The 18,394-nt window shown below is 57.8% G+C and carries 14 protein-coding genes; 7 read left to right on the top strand and 7 right to left on the bottom strand.

Features of this window, described 5'->3' with window-relative positions:
• Positions 1–79: 79 nt before the first annotated feature.
• From HY010_00830 to HY010_00815, 4 genes are all read left to right on the top strand, one after another.
• Positions 80–568 (top strand): type II secretion system protein, encoded by a 489-nt coding sequence (locus tag HY010_00830; GenBank protein ID MBI3474250.1) that lies wholly within the window; start codon positions 80–82, stop codon positions 566–568.
• On the top strand, positions 569–976 hold the full coding sequence (locus HY010_00825) for a type II secretion system protein (protein MBI3474249.1): 408 nt from the start codon (positions 569–571) through the stop codon (positions 974–976). It begins immediately after the preceding gene.
• Complete coding sequence (locus HY010_00820) at positions 945–1,385, top strand: prepilin-type N-terminal cleavage/methylation domain-containing protein (GenBank protein ID MBI3474248.1); 441 nt, start codon at positions 945–947, stop codon at positions 1,383–1,385. The genes HY010_00825 and HY010_00820 overlap by 32 nt, the downstream gene beginning before the upstream one ends.
• A gap of 225 nt (positions 1,386–1,610) precedes the next feature.
• Complete coding sequence (locus HY010_00815; GenBank protein MBI3474247.1) at positions 1,611–1,994, top strand: DoxX family protein; 384 nt, start codon at positions 1,611–1,613, stop codon at positions 1,992–1,994.
• 28 nt (positions 1,995–2,022) lie between these two features.
• Here HY010_00815 and HY010_00810 read toward each other — a convergent pair whose 3' ends face one another.
• The gene (locus HY010_00810; protein MBI3474246.1) at positions 2,023–2,262 is read right to left on the bottom strand and encodes a hypothetical protein; all 240 of its coding nucleotides are present in this window, start codon (positions 2,260–2,262) and stop codon (positions 2,023–2,025) included.
• A gap of 54 nt (positions 2,263–2,316) precedes the next feature.
• Complete coding sequence (locus HY010_00805) at positions 2,317–4,539, bottom strand: dehydrogenase E1 component subunit alpha/beta (protein MBI3474245.1); 2,223 nt, start codon at positions 4,537–4,539, stop codon at positions 2,317–2,319.
• Positions 4,540–4,680: 141 nt separating this feature from the next.
• On the opposite strand from HY010_00805, the gene HY010_00800 reads away from it, so the two are divergent.
• Positions 4,681–5,400: an HAD-IA family hydrolase gene (locus HY010_00800; GenBank protein ID MBI3474244.1), complete on the top strand. Its 720-nt coding sequence runs from the start codon at positions 4,681–4,683 to the stop codon at positions 5,398–5,400.
• A 38-nt stretch (positions 5,401–5,438) separates the two neighbouring features.
• Entirely contained in the window at positions 5,439–6,014 is a 576-nt protein-coding gene (locus HY010_00795; GenBank protein ID MBI3474243.1) for a hypothetical protein, read from the top strand.
• A 67-nt stretch (positions 6,015–6,081) separates the two neighbouring features.
• Here HY010_00795 and HY010_00790 read toward each other — a convergent pair whose 3' ends face one another.
• The 5 genes from HY010_00790 to ggt form a co-directional block, all read right to left on the bottom strand.
• Positions 6,082–6,828, bottom strand: coding sequence for a cytochrome c oxidase subunit 3 (locus HY010_00790; GenBank protein ID MBI3474242.1), 747 nt, complete (start codon positions 6,826–6,828; stop codon positions 6,082–6,084).
• Between the two features lie 222 nt (positions 6,829–7,050).
• A complete protein-coding gene (locus HY010_00785) occupies positions 7,051–8,808 on the bottom strand; it encodes a hypothetical protein (GenBank protein MBI3474241.1) in 1,758 nt (585 codons plus the stop codon).
• A 174-nt stretch (positions 8,809–8,982) separates the two neighbouring features.
• Positions 8,983–11,445 carry a protein kinase gene (locus HY010_00780; protein ID MBI3474240.1) on the bottom strand — a complete coding sequence of 821 codons (2,463 nt, stop codon included), beginning with the start codon at positions 11,443–11,445 and terminating at the stop codon, positions 8,983–8,985.
• An 82-nt stretch (positions 11,446–11,527) separates the two neighbouring features.
• The gene (locus HY010_00775) at positions 11,528–12,787 is read right to left on the bottom strand and encodes a beta-ketoacyl-[acyl-carrier-protein] synthase family protein (GenBank protein ID MBI3474239.1); all 1,260 of its coding nucleotides are present in this window, start codon (positions 12,785–12,787) and stop codon (positions 11,528–11,530) included.
• Positions 12,788–12,867: 80 nt separating this feature from the next.
• A complete protein-coding gene (ggt, locus tag HY010_00770) occupies positions 12,868–14,547 on the bottom strand; it encodes a gamma-glutamyltransferase (protein MBI3474238.1) in 1,680 nt (559 codons plus the stop codon).
• A 431-nt stretch (positions 14,548–14,978) separates the two neighbouring features.
• Between ggt and HY010_00765 the strand changes: the two genes are divergently transcribed.
• Entirely contained in the window at positions 14,979–18,308 is a 3,330-nt protein-coding gene (locus tag HY010_00765; protein MBI3474237.1) for an IPT/TIG domain-containing protein, read from the top strand.
• The last annotated feature ends 86 nt before the right edge of the window (positions 18,309–18,394 follow it).

The following is an 18,394-nucleotide window of genomic DNA, read 5'->3' as shown; positions in this document are numbered from 1 at the left end:
GCGAACTTGTGTTCCCTGGTCTCTGCCTTGCCGGGAAACTGTTTGGCTAAATACGATGTCGATCCATGCGAGTTCGGCGATGACTTCATTCCCTCATCGGCATAAATCGGTTGTTCGCGATGCCCGTCTGCAGCGTGGCTTCACGCTGATCGAGTTGATCGTTGCAACTGCGATTCTGCTGATCCTGACGGGCATGGCGGTTCCATTGTTTCGGGCCTCGGTTCAGCGGGAGCGCGAACGCGAGTTGCACGCGGACTTGTGGATGTTGCGGGACGCGATTGACCGTTACTACGACGCCGCTGCCCGGGGCGCATTTCAAACCAAAGTCGGAAGCGACCAGTATCCGCCGGACCTTGAAACCCTGGTCACGGGAGTCGATGTCGGCGGCAAGAAGCTAAAGTTCTTGCGCAAGATCCCGATTGATCCCATGACTGGCAAGCCGGAATGGGGCATGCGTTCTACGCAAGACGATCCGACCTCCGATTCATGGGGAGGTCAGAATGTGTTTGACGTCTACAGCAAGTCACAGGGCACGGCATTGGATGACACGAAATATAAGGACTGGTAGATGAAGATCACACCCAGAACTCATGCGCGCGGTTTTACGCTGATCGAGATGGTGGTGGTCATCGCCCTGATGCTCATCCTGATGTCGATTGCGTTGCCGATGTTTAGCGGAGCGATAGTGCGTGCAAGAGAAGCCAAACTGCACTCGAATGTGGCGACGCTCAACAAGGTGGTCGAAACGTATTCGCTCGACAAGAAGAAAGCCCCGCAGACTCTCGATGACGTGGTTCAGGCCGGGTATCTGAAGTACATTCCCGAGGACATCACAGGACGCCCCGACACCTGGGTGACGGAGCCGGAAGATCCGCAGCACGCCTGGAATCCGGACGAACCCGGCATTGGGTCCGTGCATAGCGGTTCGAATGACACCGCGACGGATGGGACCGTTTATTCAACCTGGACGCACTAACGTGGAAATACGATTACTGCCGAAGCAAGGGGAGCGCGGCGTTACGCTGCTGGAGATGATGGTGGTGATGACCATCATCCTGATCCTGCTGGCGATTGCGATACCGAATTACAGCGCCAGTATCAATCGCGCGCGCGAAGACAACCTGCGGCAGAACCTGCGGACACTCAACGACTCGATTGTCCAGTACACGCTGGACAAGCACAAGGCGCCCACTTCACTGCAAGACCTCAAGCAGGCCGGATATATCCGGACTATTCCCGATGACATCACCGGACGCGAAGACACCTGGGTTCCAGACGAAGACGATTCCATCATGTCGCTGGAGCAAACCGACCCCGGCATCTTTGGCGTCCACAGCGGTTCGAGTCGCGTCGCCAGTGATGGGACCGTGTACTCAGAGTGGTAGTGGAGCAGGTGTCAGGTCTTAGGTTTTAGGTGTCAGGAAAATCGTAGGACCGATCGCTCGGGCTTGTCGTTTTGCAAGGGGGCGATCGCACACCCCGAGAGTGTCGGTTTTCCTAAGACCTGACACCTGACACCTGACCCTCGCCTTCTGCTACCTTATTTGTTCCCAACTCTGGAGGTAGTTTTGAACTCTCTCAATCGATTGCAGCCGTTCGCGTTGCTGGTGATGCGTCTTGCGCTGGGCGCGATCATGATCGCGCATGGATACAAGAAAGTCTTTGGTGGATTTCACGGGCACCAGCAGTTCATCGGTGCTCTGGGAATCCCTGCATGGTTGGCCTATCTCTCAGCGGCGACCGAATTTGTGGGTGGCATTGTGATTGTCCTCGGTCTGTGCACGCGCTTCGCCGCGTTCGCGTTTCTGATCGAAATGGCGGTCGCCATCGTGAAGGTTCATTGGAAAAATGGATTCACTGCGCAAGGCGGATACGAATTTCCGCTGGCGTTGGTGACGATTGCTTTCGCGCTGGTCTGCTTCGGCGGCGGTCCCTACGGCTTCAATTTTGGTAAGGGCTCAGGCGGGACTCGTGCGCCGAAGAAATCAAGATAGGTTTCAGAGCAAGGACGACCAGACGATTTCAGGCAATCAGGTCGATGGAGTTTTTCTGAACCTGGGCGGCAACTTTCAGGGTCGCGAGTTCCACCGAAAACTGATTCTTGGCTGACAGGAGTGCAACTATTTCTGCGCTGAGATCGACGGCATCGACGTTGCTTCCGTCGGCAGACAGGGTGGCCGCGCTGGCGATCCGGGCGGCGGCCTTTTCCAGTTGTACGTCGGCCTGCTGCAATCCCTGAAGAGCGATGGCGGAAAGGTCCATTTCCGTTATATCGGCACAACTGGGTGCAAACTTTAGGCCTTTTCGGCCCAACCCTCAAAACTCCGCTAACTCCTTCATAGCACGGAACAAATCGCTTACCTGCGGCAGGATCGCATCTTCGAGGATCGGCTGATAGGCGACAAACGTGTCGGTCGCGGCGATGCGTTTTACGGGCGCGTCAAGATGATGGAAGAGCTGGTCGGCGATACGGGCCGCGATTTCCGCGCCGTATCCCCAGCTGAGGGAATCCTCGTAAGCGATGAGTGCGCGATTAGTCTTCTTAACCGAAGCGGCGATTGCGTCCCAGTCGAACGGGCTTAGCGTGCGCAGGTCGATCAGTTCTACGCTGATCTGATGCTCACGTTCCAGCTTCTGCGCCGCTTGTAACGCGCGCGGAACGACTGCTCCGTAGGTGATGACCGTCAAATCCGTTCCCGCCTGGACCGTCTTCGCTTTACCGAACGGAACCATGTAGTCCGGGCCAGGATAGGGCGCGCGTCCGTAGGTTTCGCGATAGAGGCGTTTGTGCTCGAGAAACAGGACCGGATCGTCGCAACGGATCGCGGTGCGCAGCAGGCCGGCCGCATCCAGCGCGTTGGATGGGAAGACGACTCGCATTCCCGGGGTGTGCGTGAAGATGCTCTCGCCGCACTGGGAGTGATAGATTGCTCCGCCCGTCAGATATCCGCCAATGGCAACGCGGATGACTGCGGGCGCGGAAAATGCATTGTTCGATCTCCAGCGGACGATCGGCAATTCGTCGCGCAGCTGCATCATCGCCGGCCAGATGTAGTCGAAGAATTGAATCTCGACGACCGGCTTCAGTCCGCGGACTGCCATTCCCGTGGCGCGTCCCACGATGTTGGCTTCGGCCAGCGGGGAATTGAATACGCGGTCGGCTCCGAATTCGATCTGCAGGCCGGAGGTCAGCTTGAACACACCGCCCTTGCCCTTGATCAACTTCTGTTTGAGATATTCTTCGCGGCTGGCGTCAGCCACATCTTCGCCGAAGATCAGGACACGCTCATCGCGCCGCATTTCGTCGCGCAACGTGGCGTTGATCAGGTCGGCCATCGTCTTCGGTTGGGAGGCTGCGGACTTCTTGCCGTCGCTGCCCGCCTCGCTGGAAGCAAAGCCCGGCTGCGTGGAGAAAGCCGCTGACGTGGGATCAAGGTCCGGCGAATAAACGAAGTTGTAAATTGAATCCGGCTGCGGGATCGCAGCGGCCAGTGCCTGGTCAGCGGCTGCCTGTACTTCTTCGTCTACTTCCTTTTCAATCTTGTTGATCGACTTTTCGTCGAGAATCCCTTCCCGCAGCAGGAACATTTGCAGGCAAGAAATCGGATCGCGAGCCGCATCCCGCTGGCGCTCGCTGTCTGGACGGTAGAGCCGCTCGTCGTCCGACAGTGAGTGGGAATAAGGACGAATCACATGTGCGTGCACGAATGCAGGACCGTGTCCGGCACGGCAATAGTCGGCAGCGCGTTTTAAGGCCGCATAGGCGACGATCGGGTCGGTGCCGTCAATCTCTTCAAAATGAAAATTTGGAAAGTTGGAAACCAGACGCGAAATATTTCCACCCGAAGTCTGCACTTCGACGGGGACTGAAATCGCATATCCGTTGTCTTCGACGCAGAACAAAACCGGCAGGCGGCGGTTGGACGCCGTGTTCAGCGCTTCCCAGAACTCGCCTTCACTGGTCGTGCCATCGCCCAGCGAAACGTAGGTGATCTCATCGCCCTGAAACTGGATGTCTTTAAACTGCCGGTAGTCTCCATCCGCTTTGCGCGCAGCATTCGGGCGCCGGCTAAAGTAGCGCCCCGCTTCTGAGCATCCCACGGCATGCAGAATCTGGGTTCCGGTTGCCGAGGATTGTGTCACCACATTCAGTCGCTTGAAAGCCCAGTGGGACGGCATCTGACGTCCACCAGAACTGGGATCGTCGGCGGCGCCCACTGCTCCCAACAGCATTTCGTAAGGAGTCGCACCCAACGCCAGGCAGAGAGCTCGATCGCGGTAATAAGGGAAGAACCAGTCGTAGTTGCTCTTGAGGGCGAGCGCGGCCGCGACTCCGATTGCCTCGTGGCCAGCGCCTGAAATCTGAAAGAAAACTTTTTGCTGGCGCTTCAGGAGGATCTCGCGGTCGTCCACGCGGCGCGACGTGTACATCACGCGGTACCAGTCGATCAGTTGACGGCCGGTAATGCCCTGGTAGGTTTTGGATTTCTTCTTGACATCGCTGTCGTTGAGCTTGGGATCGACTTTTGTCGTAGCCATTTCGGTCCTATACCCCGCGCAGTCAAACCGCATTTTATTGTAAATGGGGAGCGACAAATGAGAAAAGAAATCGGTGACGGAAATAAGAGGTCCGGCGCCTGACACCTGTAACCTGCCCTTTTCATTTATTCTGAACTGTCCATGATTCGATTCCTGCGTACGTTTGATCCCCAGGCTATTCGTTTGTTGGTGTTTGACCTGGATGGAACCCTGATTGACTCGCGGCTTGATTTGATCCACTCGATCAATGCCATGTTGAGGCACTTCGAACGGCCTGAGTTGCCAGGAGAACTCATCGCATCTTATGTGGGCGACGGTGCCCCGGCGCTGGTACGCCGTGCGCTGGGCGATCTGGACCATGAGCCGACCTTTGAATCGGCTCTCAACTATTTTTTGAGTTATTACCGCATTCACAAACTGGATCACACCACGGTGTACGCCGGAATTCCGGAAACACTGAACTTGCTTGCCTCTCCTTCGAATGGCGTTCGGCGCCTGATGGCCATACTCTCCAACAAGCCTGTCAACCCGTCGCGCGACATCACGCAGGCGTTGGGAATGGGCGATTTCTTCGTGCGCATTTATGGCGGCAATAGTTTTTCCACCAAGAAACCGGATCCCCTCGGCGTGCAGACCATTTTGCGGGAGATGGAAGTGGATGCGTCTGCGGCAATCATGATTGGCGATTCGTCGATTGATGTCCTGACTGGGCGCAACGCAGGCTTGTGGACGTGCGGCGTGAGGTACGGCTTTGCTCCGCATACGCTGGAGGAAGTGCCCCCGGATGTTCTGGTGGACAATCCTCGCGAATTAGGGAACCTGTTTTCGATTGCGAATGATACGATCCATTCCGCGACATGAAAAAGAACGTCGTCACAAGTACTTTTACTCCCTCCGAGCTGCGCAAGCTGCGCAGCTTGAAAACTCCGCATGGCATTCAGCGCCTGCTCAATGACATGCCATACCATCTCGCGGACTCGGCGTGGTCTCCGCGGCGCGTCCTGCGCGAGAACACTTCGCATTGCTACGAAGGCGCGCTGTTCGCGGCCGCCGCGTTGCGAGTGAATGGGTTTCCGCCGCTGCTGCTGGATCTGGAAGCCGAGCATGATACGGATCACGTGATTGCCGTCTACCGCGTCGACGGATGCTGGGGATCGGTCGCCAAGTCGAACTACACGGGATGCCGTTATCGCGAGCCGGTGTATCGGACGTTACGCGAGTTGGCGCTCAGTTATTTCGAGGTGTACTTCAATCTGCGCGGAGAACGGACGCTCCGCACATTCTCGCGCCCGGTCGATATGAAGCGTTTCGATCATCTCGACTGGATGACATCGGAAGATCCCGTCTGGTTTGTCGCGGAATATCTGTTGACGATTTCACACACGCGATTGATTTCTCGGGCGCAGGCGAAACGGTTGCATCGGCTGGATGGCCGCTCGTTCCGGGCAGGGTGCCTGGAGCGCGCGGAGAAGTGATGCCACTAAGGCCCAAATCACGGCGACCAGAGCCTGGCGACGAACGACCAGCGAACGACGATCCCCGTCACCGGGCTGCGAACGAAAACAGCACGACGATGTAAATCCAGAGTGCCGTCATGCAATGCCAATACCAGGCGGTGACGTCGACGAGGATGCGACGCGATTCGACAGGGCGACCCTGTAGCGTGGCGACGTTTGCGAATCCGAGCGCGATTGTTCCGACGGCTAGATGCAGTCCATGCATGGCCGTGAGCATGTAGATGAAGGAACTGCTGGTTCCGCCCAGCATGTGGAATCCGCCGGCGGAGAGATGTTTCCACGCAAGCAGCTGACCTGCAAGAAAGAGTATCCCCAGCAGCGTGGTGAAACCCAACCATGGGTACGAGCGTTCGTCTCCCAGCGAAACGCCTGGAATCGTCTTGATGGGAGCGAGCGCCGATTCGCGCGTGATAGCGCGGCGTGCGAGTTCGATCGTGATCGTACTCAGAATCAGAATGACCGTATTCACAAGCAGGATGTTCCACGGGAGACGCACCGGAACCCATGAATGTCGATATATCTCGCCCGACATGTCGGAGATGTAGCCGCGGCGGGCGAGATAGACGGCCGAAAAAGAAACGAAGAGCATCGAGATCGGCGCCATGAAGACGGCCAACGCCTGCCTTGCGCGGCGCAGGCGCTGTCCGTAATTCGGCATGCTGTCGCCGCTGCCGCGATCGTTGCGGCCACTATCGCCGCCGCCGCTGTGAGGAGGGAGAGAATTGCCGTTGTATCCGTTGGGGCGATTCGCGACGGGAGTCGATCGTGCCATGCAGTCAGCCCTTGAGATGATCAAAAGCCCAAGAGAGTTTTGCGTCAAGGGGAAAAGTGGCTAGATAATCTCACTGGCCCTGGGTCTTGGCAAAGGCGAGCGTATTTGAGAGGGGACTGTTTCTACGACATAGCGACGGAGGTTTGATATTACCGTGAAAAAGAAATCCCTTTCCCCGCAACGTATCGTGCAGGGAAAGGGATTTGGCCATCTGCCAAGGTACTAATCGCCGCCGCAGCCCGGCAGTCGGAAGCTGCCGATCCTGGTTTGCCACGGTGCTGTGTTGACGCCGATGATCCCGTCGATCTGGTAATACTCGTTGACATACCAGAACGTGCAGTCATCGGAAGGATCAACGTTCATCGATGTGTAGTCACCCCAGCGGGAGCCGGTTGTCAGCTGCACGCCAGTGCCGTCGATGATCGTGCCCTCGCCCAGCGACATTTCCCCGAGAGGGTCCTTCCGCATGCGGCCGGTGTAGCGGATTCCCGGCCAGACATCGGTGCCGTTCACTACGCTGTATCCAAGAGCCATATTTCCTTTGCGGTCCATGGCAATGCTGCCCATCCACCGATGGACGCCATCATCTGGCGCATAGGTGCCTTCCTGGTACAAGGAATACTCGCCATCGATCTTGCGAATTTCCCACCAGCGGACGCCGGCGATGCCAGGGGCAGCCTCCACGGATTGGTTAGTGACGATCGAGGCGTACCCGGAGAACTTGCGAAATGCCGCCCGGAACGTCGGACGCTGCCGGTAGGAGAGGATATCCAGAAAACGGCTGCCGTCAGTGACGCCAGGTTCAGGGAGGCAGTCGCGCGCGCTGGGTGGCTGAGAACCGACGACCACGCCGCAAGGGAAGATAGTGTCGAAGGGCTCAATCGGGAGCTGCGCGGCGAACGTGATCGACGCGATTGGGTTCTTGCGCCACTTGACCGACATCTCCCAAATGTTGAGCGCATCGGACGTTCCGCCATATCCGGCCCCGTCGTCCTGGGAACCGATGATAGGAATCGGAGAATTGGAGGCAGGCAGGTGATGGCCGTCCATGTCGCCGGGGAGCAATCCGTCACCGACCAGGTTCAACCCCACGACGTTGGAGTCCAGGAAGAACTTCACCGCGCGCGCATTCGGATCGCCAACGATCATCTTGTCTTTTTCCAGCGCGTACACGCTGATGCCGTACTCGACGGTCGGACCGAAGTCACGTGAGGTCAAAACGAAAGACTTGGGCCATGATCCGTATTTGGGATAGTCGGGGAAATAGAACAGGCCATCCTGTGTCGTGTTGAATGCATACCGGTAGTAATCGCCGGTCGGATCGCCAGTTACGGAAATCGCGACGCAATTGTAGAAAGGCAGAGACGGATCGGACAGTCCACGAGTTGTGAATTGCGAGAGGAGCCAGTGGTCGGTCAGGTGATCGTAGAGCACGACGGGGTCCCCGGAAGGATCGGTGCAGTCCGGAACCGAAAAGCCGGCCCACAGCGTTCCCGTATCCACCGGTCCGAGCAGCAGGTTGCCCTGTTTGTCGTAGACCGAGAAAGCCAGGTTAACCATCTCGACGTAGTGATTGGGACCAACCGCGCCAACCGGATCGGGCGGAGCGACGAGGCCGCCGAAGATGTTGAAGTTGTCCTGGTTGGATACTCCTTCAAAGGTGAGCTGTGGGCTGGGAATATTTGGGCCCGTGCCGGTCTTGCGAGCAAGCTGCCTCGCCCTATCCCCGGAGAATCCTTTGTCATGCTGAGTGATTCCACGCTCAGGGCGGAAGTCGCCATCGAAGAGTTCAGGGAAGTGTGGGAGGCCTTGTGCCATGTTCCGGGCGGGTGCCGACCTATCGAATGCGACCGCCTTGGAGAAATGCGGGGCGGGCGACGCGAATTTCTGTTTGGGAGAGACTTGGGCGTTAGCGGCCCCGAACAATCCGGTGAGGCTGACTAGCGCAACGATAAGAGCCAGGGTGAGTATTTTTCGCATCTGCAAATGTCCTCCGTGGAGATGTTTTCAATCAGCATATGGAGTCTTGCCAGTGCTGGGGGAGTGAACTACTAGCGGCGATAGTACATCTGGACCCTATGGCTGTCCATCAGGAGAACGGAGAATCTTGCAATCTTCCATTGGGAGAAAAGGGTTGTTATGTTGCGGTAGGGGTTATTCGGCGACGGCCTTGCGGTACTGTTCCAAATGATCGCGCACACCTTCCATGATCTTTTGATATTCGGGATCACTGCGCAGGCTGTTGTAGTTCTTGTCGCGCTGGAACCAGGGATAATTGTGGTTCCCGAGTACGACGGCGCGGCGCAGCCACGTCAGAGCCTGCTTTTTCTCGCCTAGCATTGCGTAGACACCTCCGAGCCAGTAGGCACCGTCTCCATCGACGTATCGATCGGGCTTGTGGGCGAAGACTCCGGGATCGATTTTTTCTCGTTGGCCACGCGACGCGTACAGGAAAGCGGCCAGGATAGTAGCGGAATCGTCTCCACTACCGCGGCTGAGTTCCACGGCTCGATTAAGGTTCTTTTCGGCTTCATCGTACTTGCCTTCGTAATATTGAAATTCACCAAAGTACGCGAGGGCCTTGAACTGATCGGGATTCGCCGCCAGGAGCTTGCGCAATTCTTGTTCGGATTCTTCCGGACGACCCTGATACAGATGCATACGGGCGTGCATCCAGTGAATGCGCGCGGTGGTGGGGTTCAGGTCTACGCTGCGATCGTAGGCGGTTTCCGCCAGGTCGAGCAGCCCGGTGTAGTGGTAGAGATAGCCCAGAAGATCCCATGCGGTCTCAGAATTCGGAGCGATCGCCACGGCCTGTCGCAGTGCTTTCAAGGCCTCCAGGTTGCGGCCTTGCTCGGTTAGAGATCCGCCCAGCGCCGTTAGAGTGTCGGGAGAGTTCGGTTTCAAATCGAATCCCCGCCGCGCCGCTTTTTCGCTGGCCGCGAGATTCTCGGCAGCGTTCTCGGAAATATTTGCGCTTTCGATCACATACAGTGTGGCCAGGAGAGCATATGCTTCCGCAAACTTCGGGTCCTTCGCGATCGCGTCCTTGGCGAGTTGCTGGCCCTTGTGCAGGCTCTCCACCTGTGTGTGCATGAAGTAATCGTTGCGGAAGAAGCGGGCCTGTAGATACAGGTTGTAAGCCTGCGGCGATGAGGTCATCGGTGCTTCCATCGCTTGCTGTTCATTACCGGAAACCTGTACTTGCAGGCCGTCCACGACTTTCTTCGAAATATCGTCCTGGAACTTCAGCATGTCGTTGGCGCGCAAGTCATAGTGTTCCGCCCAGCGCGCCGACTTGTCCTGCTTGTCAATCAGTTGCACGGAGACGCGAATCACTGCGCCCGCGCGTTGATACGTTCCATCGACCACTGAATCGACCTGAAGTTCCTCTGCCGCCTGCGAAGGGTCAGTTGGAGTCTTCACGTATTTCAGGACCGAACTGGTCGGCCGCACCGCCAGATTTTGCAGAGTCGCCAGACGCGTGATGATGGCGTCCGTCATGCCGATGCCCCATGCTTCGTCAGCCGTGTCTCCTGAAAGGGAGCGGAAGGGAAGGACCGCGACGGTACGAACTCCCGCTTTGGCAGGAGCCTCATGCGGGTGCTCCGAAACCGCTTCGTGCGAGTTCTCCGAACGGGAACTGGTATATGCAAAGTAAGTGGCGCCACCGATCACCACCAGCGCCAGGGCTGCGATGCCCCATTTCATCAGCGAGCTTCGCGTAGCCGCCGAGGATGGACCGGCGGAAGGGATTCGGCCGGACTCGGTGTCGCGCATCAGACGTTTCAGGTCCGCCCGCATTTCCGACGCGTGCTGGTAACGGACGTCGCGATCTTTCTCCAACGCTTTGGAGATGATGCGCTCGAGATCGTTCGGCGTTGCAGGATTCAGACGAACCGGCGGCGTGGGATCGCGATTCAATAGTCCGTCGAAAATCTCAGCGGTGCCGGTGCCCCGGAAGGGCACGAAGCCGGTGACCATCTCATAGAGGACAGCGCCGAAAGAAAACAGATCCGTGCGAGCGTCCAGCTCTTTGCCGCGCGCCTGTTCAGGCGACATGTAGGCCACGGTTCCGATGCTGGTGCCGGGGCTGGTGAGTTGCTTTTGCGAGAGTGTCGGTGACGACCCCGTGCTGCCGGTCTGCTCGGTCTGTTTGGCCAATCCGAAGTCGAGAATCTTTACCTGCCCTGATGTCGTGATGAAAATATTGGCCGGCTTGATGTCGCGATGGACAATGCCCTTAGCATGGGCGGCGGTCAAGCCTTCGGCAATCTGTACCGCAATCGATAATGCTTTATCAATCTCTACCGGGCGATTGTTAATTAAATGCTTGAGGGTCTCACCCTCCAGGTATTCCATGCACAGGAAGGGCTGGCTGTCATGGTCGTCGATCTCGTAAATCGTGCAGATGTGAGGATGATTGAGCGCCGATGCTGCGCGGGCTTCCCGCTGAAAACGCTCCAAGGCCTGCGGATCGCCGGAAAATTCCGGTGGAAGAAACTTGAGTGCGACGTGGCGGCCGAGCTTGAGATCTTCTGCTTCGTAAACCACTCCCATGCCTCCACCCCCAAGCTTGGTCAGGATGCGGTAGTGAGAGATAGTTTGGCCGATCATGGTTAAGAGAGTCGTAATGGTAGGCCGTGCCGTTGTTTGAGTCAATGGAGGGCGCAGGGGAATGCTGTCGGAGGGGGCTTGGCTATCCTGCGCGGCGCAGGACCAGGGCGGAATTCTTGCTGCCGAATGCGATGCAGTTGCACACGGCATGTTCGATCGCGACGCGGCGGCCGGGTTGGGGCACATAGTCCAAGTCGCACATGGGATCGGGTGTGACGAGGTTGAGCGTTGGCGGAATTTGCCCGGTCTGCATCGCGATGATCGTGGCGGCAACCCCAGCGGCGCCGCATGCACCCTGCGGATGTCCGATCTGCGATTTCAGCGCTGACATCGGAACCTGGTGCGCGCGCTCATCACCGAGAGCAAGTTTCAGCGCTCGGGTTTCGATGCGATCGTTGAGGTCCGTCGAAGTGCCGTGCAGATTCACATAATTGATGTCCTGCGGGCCGACGCCCGCTTGCTGCATGGCAAGTCCGATGGCGCGGGCCGGCTCCTCGCCGCACTCCTGCAGGCGAACGCGATGAAATGCTTCGCAGGTTGATCCATAGCCCACGATCTCCGCCAGCATCTGTGCGCCGCGAGCTTTCGCGTGCTCGTACTCTTCGAGAACATACATCCACGAGCCTTCGGCAACGACGAATCCGTCGCGGTCCACCGAGAAAGGGCGCGAACCCTTTTCGGGCGCGTGATTCCACGAACTCGTCATGATCTTCATCAGGATGAATCCCTTGAGAATGCCGAGCGCGATCGGAGAATCGGCGCCGCCGCTCAGGACGTAGTCCGCGCGGCCAAGGCGAATGTGCTGCGTGGCGTAGTTGAGCGCGTCTGTGGAAGACGTGCAGCCAGTTGTGACGACGTGACTCGGCCCGCGCATGCCGAAGCGGATGCTGAGATCGCTTGCGAGCGTTCCCATCACGGTGGTCGGAACACAATGGACGCTCATCTGGCGATGCTTGTCGTGAAAGAACAATTCGTATTGCTGCTCGGTAAATTCCTGTGAGCCGCCGCCCGATCCAATAATCACTCCGAAGCGGCGAAGTTCTTCGACCGACAGTTGAGCAGGGTCAAGTCCGGAACTGGCGAAAGCCTCACTGGCGGCCGCGATCGCGAGTGGGAGCACTCGCGACACGTTCCGACGCTCTTTCTTATCCATCCAGGCAAGCTCGTCGAAGCCGACTACTTCGCCGGCAATCTGTACGTTGAGTTCGCTGGGATCGAAACGGGTGATGCGGCGAACGCCGCTCCGTCCTTCGAGGACGGCTTCCGTGAAGGCTGGTCGTCCGATGCCATTGGGGCTAACGACGCCCATACCGGTGATCACGACTCGTCGCTGCTTGCCCATGGATGAATGAGATGCTGACTGTTCTGGTGAGGTTACCAGAAAGTTGCCAAAGGCGGCGAACAGCAAGCCGACTGATCGCTTTAGTGCGGCGAGATCGGCTCGGGCTCGGCGACTCCGTCTGCGCGTGGATCGGATGCTCCAAAGTTCTTGCCGGTTGTGGAATTGTGCAGCACGACCTGTCCACGTCCCATGGTTGTCGAATATTCTTTGCGCACAGTAATGTTGTGGCCCTTCTTGCGCAATTCGTCGACTACATCAGCATTCACTCGCGATTCGATCAGCAAACGGCAGCCGATCGGCTCCGCGGTTCCGGCGATTGTGAACCGGGGCGCTTCGAGTGCTGCCTGGATATTCATTCCATAGTCGACAACGTTAGACACGAACTGCGCGTGCGCCAGCGGTTGATTGGCTCCGCCCATGATGCCGAACCCGATGTGCGTGTCGCCGCGTTCCATGAAGGCGGGAATAATCGTGTGGAATGGCCGCTTACGGGGCGCGAGCGCATTGGGATGATTCGCATCGAGGGTAAACAATCCGCCACGATTTTGCAGAATGAACCCCATTCCGTTGACTGCCACTCCCGAACCGAACGCTTCGTAGAGACTCTGAATAACGGAAGCGATGTTTCCATCCTTGTCGACCACCGCCAGGTAAGTGGTGTCGCTGCGTGCCGGGCTCCCGCTGGAAGTCGTACAAGTCGCCTTGTCGGCACGAATCGAAGCGGCGCGTTCTGCGGTATAGGTTTTCGAGAGCAGCCCCGGAACGGGTACTTTGGCGAATTTCGGGTCGGCGTTGTAACGGTAAAGATCGGTATAGGCGAGCTTCATCGCTTCAATTTTCTTATGGAGTTCGGACGCTCCCTGCGGACCAGCTTGGTCGGGAGTGAACGTGCCCATGATGTTCAGCATTTCCAGCGCGGCCATCCCTTGTCCGTTAGGAGGCAGTTCGTAGACTTTCCAGCCGCGATAGTCGATTGAAATCGGTTCCACCCACTCCGAAGAAAATTCAGCGAGGTCATCGGCCTGCATGGTTCCACCAAGCGCCGAAGAACTCTTGAGAATGGCTTGGGCGATCTCTCCACGATAAAAAGCGTCGCGGCCCTGGTTGGCGATCAGTGTGAGCGTCTTCGCTAGATCGGGATTCCTAAAAGTTTCGCCAACCTCGGGGACTTTGCCTTGGGGCAAAAAGAGGCGAGTCGCTTCCGGAGTTTCTTTGAGTTGATCAAGCGCGCCTCCCCAGTAATCATGAACTACCTCCGGAACCGCATAACCATGTTCAGCATAGAAAATCGCGGGGCCGAACAGATCTTTCCACGGGAGACGCCCGAAGCGTTTGTGGGCGTTGCTCCATCCATCCACCGCGCCGGGGACGGTCACGCTGTGAATCCCCTCCTCGGGCATGGAAAGCAGGCCCTTCTTCTTCAGGAAGTCGATGGAAAGCTGGCGTGGAGCCCACCCGCTGGCGTTCAGGCCATAGACCTTACCAGTCTTGGCGTCCCAATAAATGAGGAAGAGGTCCCCGCCGATTCCGTTCATCATCGGCTCAGTCACGCCGAGGACTGCATTCGCGGCAATCGCTGCGTCAATGGCAGAACCGCCCCGCCGGAGTATGTCGGCTCCTGCTTGCGAGGCCAGATACTGGCTGGTGGCCGCGATTCCGCCACTCGTGACAACCATGGAACGGCCGTAAGAGCGGTCCTGGGCTAGAGCCAGGCCAGAGGTCAAGAGCAAGAGAGTTAGCACGAGGAAGTGGCGGCGCATAGGTCCCTCAAGAATGAAGAAAGAAAGCCGTCGACTTGGCAGAACCGGCGGCCTACTTGTAGAGCATTGTACGTGTGAAGAGCCATGAGCCGGACCGAACAATGTTTGCCTGTTGCCACTGGCCTGTCTCTTTCGTATCATGCCTACTGAAGTAATCAGCCTATGACGGTTTGCTCAAGACTGTCGAGACGGGCTGACGAAAGTTAGGAACCCAGACTGTGTGTTGGTTGCGGACTCTCGCGCCCCAGGGTTTTGTTCAGGAATTCCCCCACTCTTTCCATAGGCCTCACAAATTCGAGACAGATCTTTTCGACGGTATGCTCCGCAGCAGACAAACCTTCTCGCTCGATTGCGTGGGCGATTGTGAGTTGCGGTCGAGAATAACGAGAACTTGCTAGTCAGACGTTAGAGTTACTACGACGAGGCGTCCCATGAAGGCATTTCGAGTTATCGGATCAACGGTTGTTGTATTTCTCTTTTTACTCACATGCGCGATTCCCGCAGTTTCTCAGACAGGCGCGCAGGGCGGTGGGGCCATTCCGAAGACCCACAGGTTCCAGCCCTCCGTGCCGCCGAATTCGGCTGAAGCAACTCCCCGCGCCGACTCAGCAAATACCGGCGGCCTTAGCTCCTCCGCGATGCAACAGATTGAAACACTCGAGCAGGAAAAGCAGTCCCGCACTCCTATTCAGAAGAAGATCAGTTCCCGCCTGATATATACCGCAAGGATGCTTCGTGGAGAGGCCGCCGCGCCGGGGATCCCTGTCCTCTACACGAACCTTGAACTGGATGAGCAAAACAATCTGTTTGTGGATATCAAGGCCGTCGTTAGCGACAACCTGTTGCAGAAGCTTCGTGAATTAGGAGTCCGGATTATTCGCTCCGAACCGAACTACCGGAGTATTCGTGCGTTTGTTTCACCGTACCAACTGGAAGCGGTTGCCGGTTTGCCGGAGGTCAAGTTCATATCGCCGAGGAGTGAAGCGATGACTGTCGGGGAACGGACAGATCTCGTGCAGCGTATGAGCCGTGGGAGGTCCCCAGGTTTTGTTCAACGTGCCAATAGAGTGCGGGAGCAGCTGTCGGCCCAGCTCGCCAACATTCAGGGGGGAATAGTCTGCCCCGGCGGACAGGGAAGTCAGTTTTCTGAAGGTTACGACACTCATCGAGTGAATGATGCGTGTGGGACGTTCGGGGTCGCTGGAACGGGAGTGAAGATCGGTGTCCTGTCAGATGGGGTCGCCAACCTCGCAGCGAGCCAAGCCCTAGGTGATTTGCCTCCAACCTGTCCTGCCGGGCCACCTTGCGTCACTGTTCTAGATGATGGCGTGGCTGCCTGTATTGCCGACAATTCGCCAACTTGCGACGAAGGCACAGCCATGATGGAGATCATTCATGACCTGGCCCCGGGCGCCAATCTCTATTTCGCGACTGCCTTCACTTCCATTGAGAGCTTTGCGCAAAACATCCGCGATCTGCGTACGGCCGGGTGCGACATCATCGTGGACGACGTCATCTATTTCGTCGAGACACCATTTCAGGATGGGCAGGATCCAAGCATCGTTTCGACCTTCGACGGTGGAGTGGTCAGTCAGGCGATCAACGATGTAACGGCGGATGGCGCAATGTATTTTTCTTCGGCGGGGAACGAATTCAATAAGGACGGCGGCGAGTCCGGCACGTTCGAAGGAGACTTTGTGGACGGCGGGGCCAACTCGCACCTCACCGGTGGAACCGTTGCGAAGTTCGGAACGACAGCGTACGACGCAATCACGTTTGCGGGTGGTCCGATCATATTGCACTGGGCGGATCCGCTCGGTGGTTCCAATAACGACTATGATCTTTTTCGCTTCAATTCGACCGGCACCACCGTACTGGACTTTTCCACTGACCTTCAGGATGGAACGCAAGACCCAATTGAGGGGTTGAGCGGGGCAAACGCTGGCGACCGCATCGTTGTTTTTAAAGCCACTGCCGCCGCCGCCAGGTTCTTTCACATGGTCGGGTTCGGGGCTTCCTTGGCGGTGACCACACAGGGAGCAATCGCTGGGCACGCAGGATCTACCGGAGCCTTTGCGGTGGCTGCTACCCCGGCGCATTTGCCGATCTGCGGTAACCCGCTGGTGTGCCCGACCGGTCCGTGGCCCAACCCATTCGATGGGACTAACATCATTGAGCCATTCAGTTCCGATGGCCCGCGGCACATTTTTTTCCAGGGCGATGGAACACCAATTACTCCGGGAAATTTTACTTCCACGGGTGGCGTAGTCCTGGCGAAGCCTGAATTTACTGCTGCCGACGGCGTCGCGGTTACAGGCGCAGGTGGTTTCCCAAATCCCTTCTACGGTACTTCGGCAGCTGCGCCTCATGCCGCTGCGATCGCGGGACTCGTGAAGTCGTTGGACCCGACTCTTACGAGCAACGAGATCGCCGGGTTCATGACGAACAGCGCGATTGACATCATGGGAGCAGGTACCGATCGCAATTCGGGGGTCGGCATCGTCATGGCCTTCCAAGCCGTCAAGGCCGCGACCGCACCTCGGATCACTACGCTCTCTCCGCTTTCGGGAGACGTCGGAACGCCGGTAACAATCTCCGGCAAGAATTTCGGCGCCACCGCGGACACAGTCACCTTCAACGGGACGGCCGCGACTCCCACCACCTGGAGCGACACTTCCATCGTGGTCCCCGTACCCGTTGGGGCGGCGAATGGGAATGTTGTGGTGACAGTTGGCGGTGTGGCCAGCAACGGCGTGTTGTTTACCCTGACGCCTCACATCACCAGCGTCAATCCCAATTCTGGAACCGTAGGCTTACCAGTCACGATCACAGGGACAAATTTCGGCAACACGCAAGGATCGAACACCGTGAAGTTCAACGGGACAACTGCCGCGCCGACAACCTGGAGTTCTACCTCGATTGTGGTTCCGGTTCCAAATGGCGTAAGCACCGGCAATGTGGTGGTTACGATCAATGGGATTGCTTCGAATGGCGTCCTTTTCACGTTCGTGCCACCGGCCATCACCAGCCTGAGCACGAATTTGGGACCCGCCGGGACGGCGGTCACCATCACCGGTACCAGCTTCGGCCCTGCTCAGGGCGCGAGCACGGTGAAATTCAACGGCACGGCCGCGACTGTAACCACATGGAGCGATACCTCGCTCACAACCACCGTTCCTGCAGGCGCTACGACTGGCAACGTAGTGGTCACGGTGAACAGCACGGCCAGCAACGGCCTCGCATTTACCGTGCAGGACTTCGCGTTTCAAGCGGCGCTGACGGACATCACAGTCACCGCAGGCCTGTCGGCGTCGGAAGATTTCACAGTCAATACGCCTGACGGCTTCACCGGGACGATCACGTTCTCCTGCACGGGGCTGCCGGACAAATCGTCCTGCGCCTTTACGCCCGCCAGCATCACGCCGGGCGCGAACACCACAACCACCGTCACCATGAAGGTTTCCACCACGGCGGCGATCACCACCGGCGTCCGGCCCGGCATGTTCGGGCTGTGGCTGCCGTTGGGCGGGATGGGTCTGGTGCTGGCTGGAATGGGATCGAGCAAGCGGCGCCGCAAAGCGCTGGCCATGCTCGGCACGATGATTGCGGTGCCGGTACTGCTGGCCATCGTCAGTTGCGGTGGCGGCGGCAGTTCGCACACCACCACACCGGGGACGCCTCCGGGCTCCTACACCATCACCATGAAGGCAACGTCGAGTCCGACCACGCACTCGGCAACCTTCAAACTCAACGTGAACTAGTGCGAAGGGGCGGTCCCAGCGACCGCCCCTTTCTTCTTCAATTCCACGCGAAACCGGATGCTACAATTTTCCTGGCAGTCCTGCTT

This window comes from Acidobacteriota bacterium (assembly GCA_016196065.1).
In the GTDB taxonomy this organism is placed as follows: domain Bacteria; phylum Acidobacteriota; class Terriglobia; order Terriglobales; family Acidobacteriaceae; genus Acidiflorens.
The sequence above is the reverse complement of the archived record's forward strand: the minus strand, read 5'-3'. Positions and strand labels throughout refer to the sequence as shown.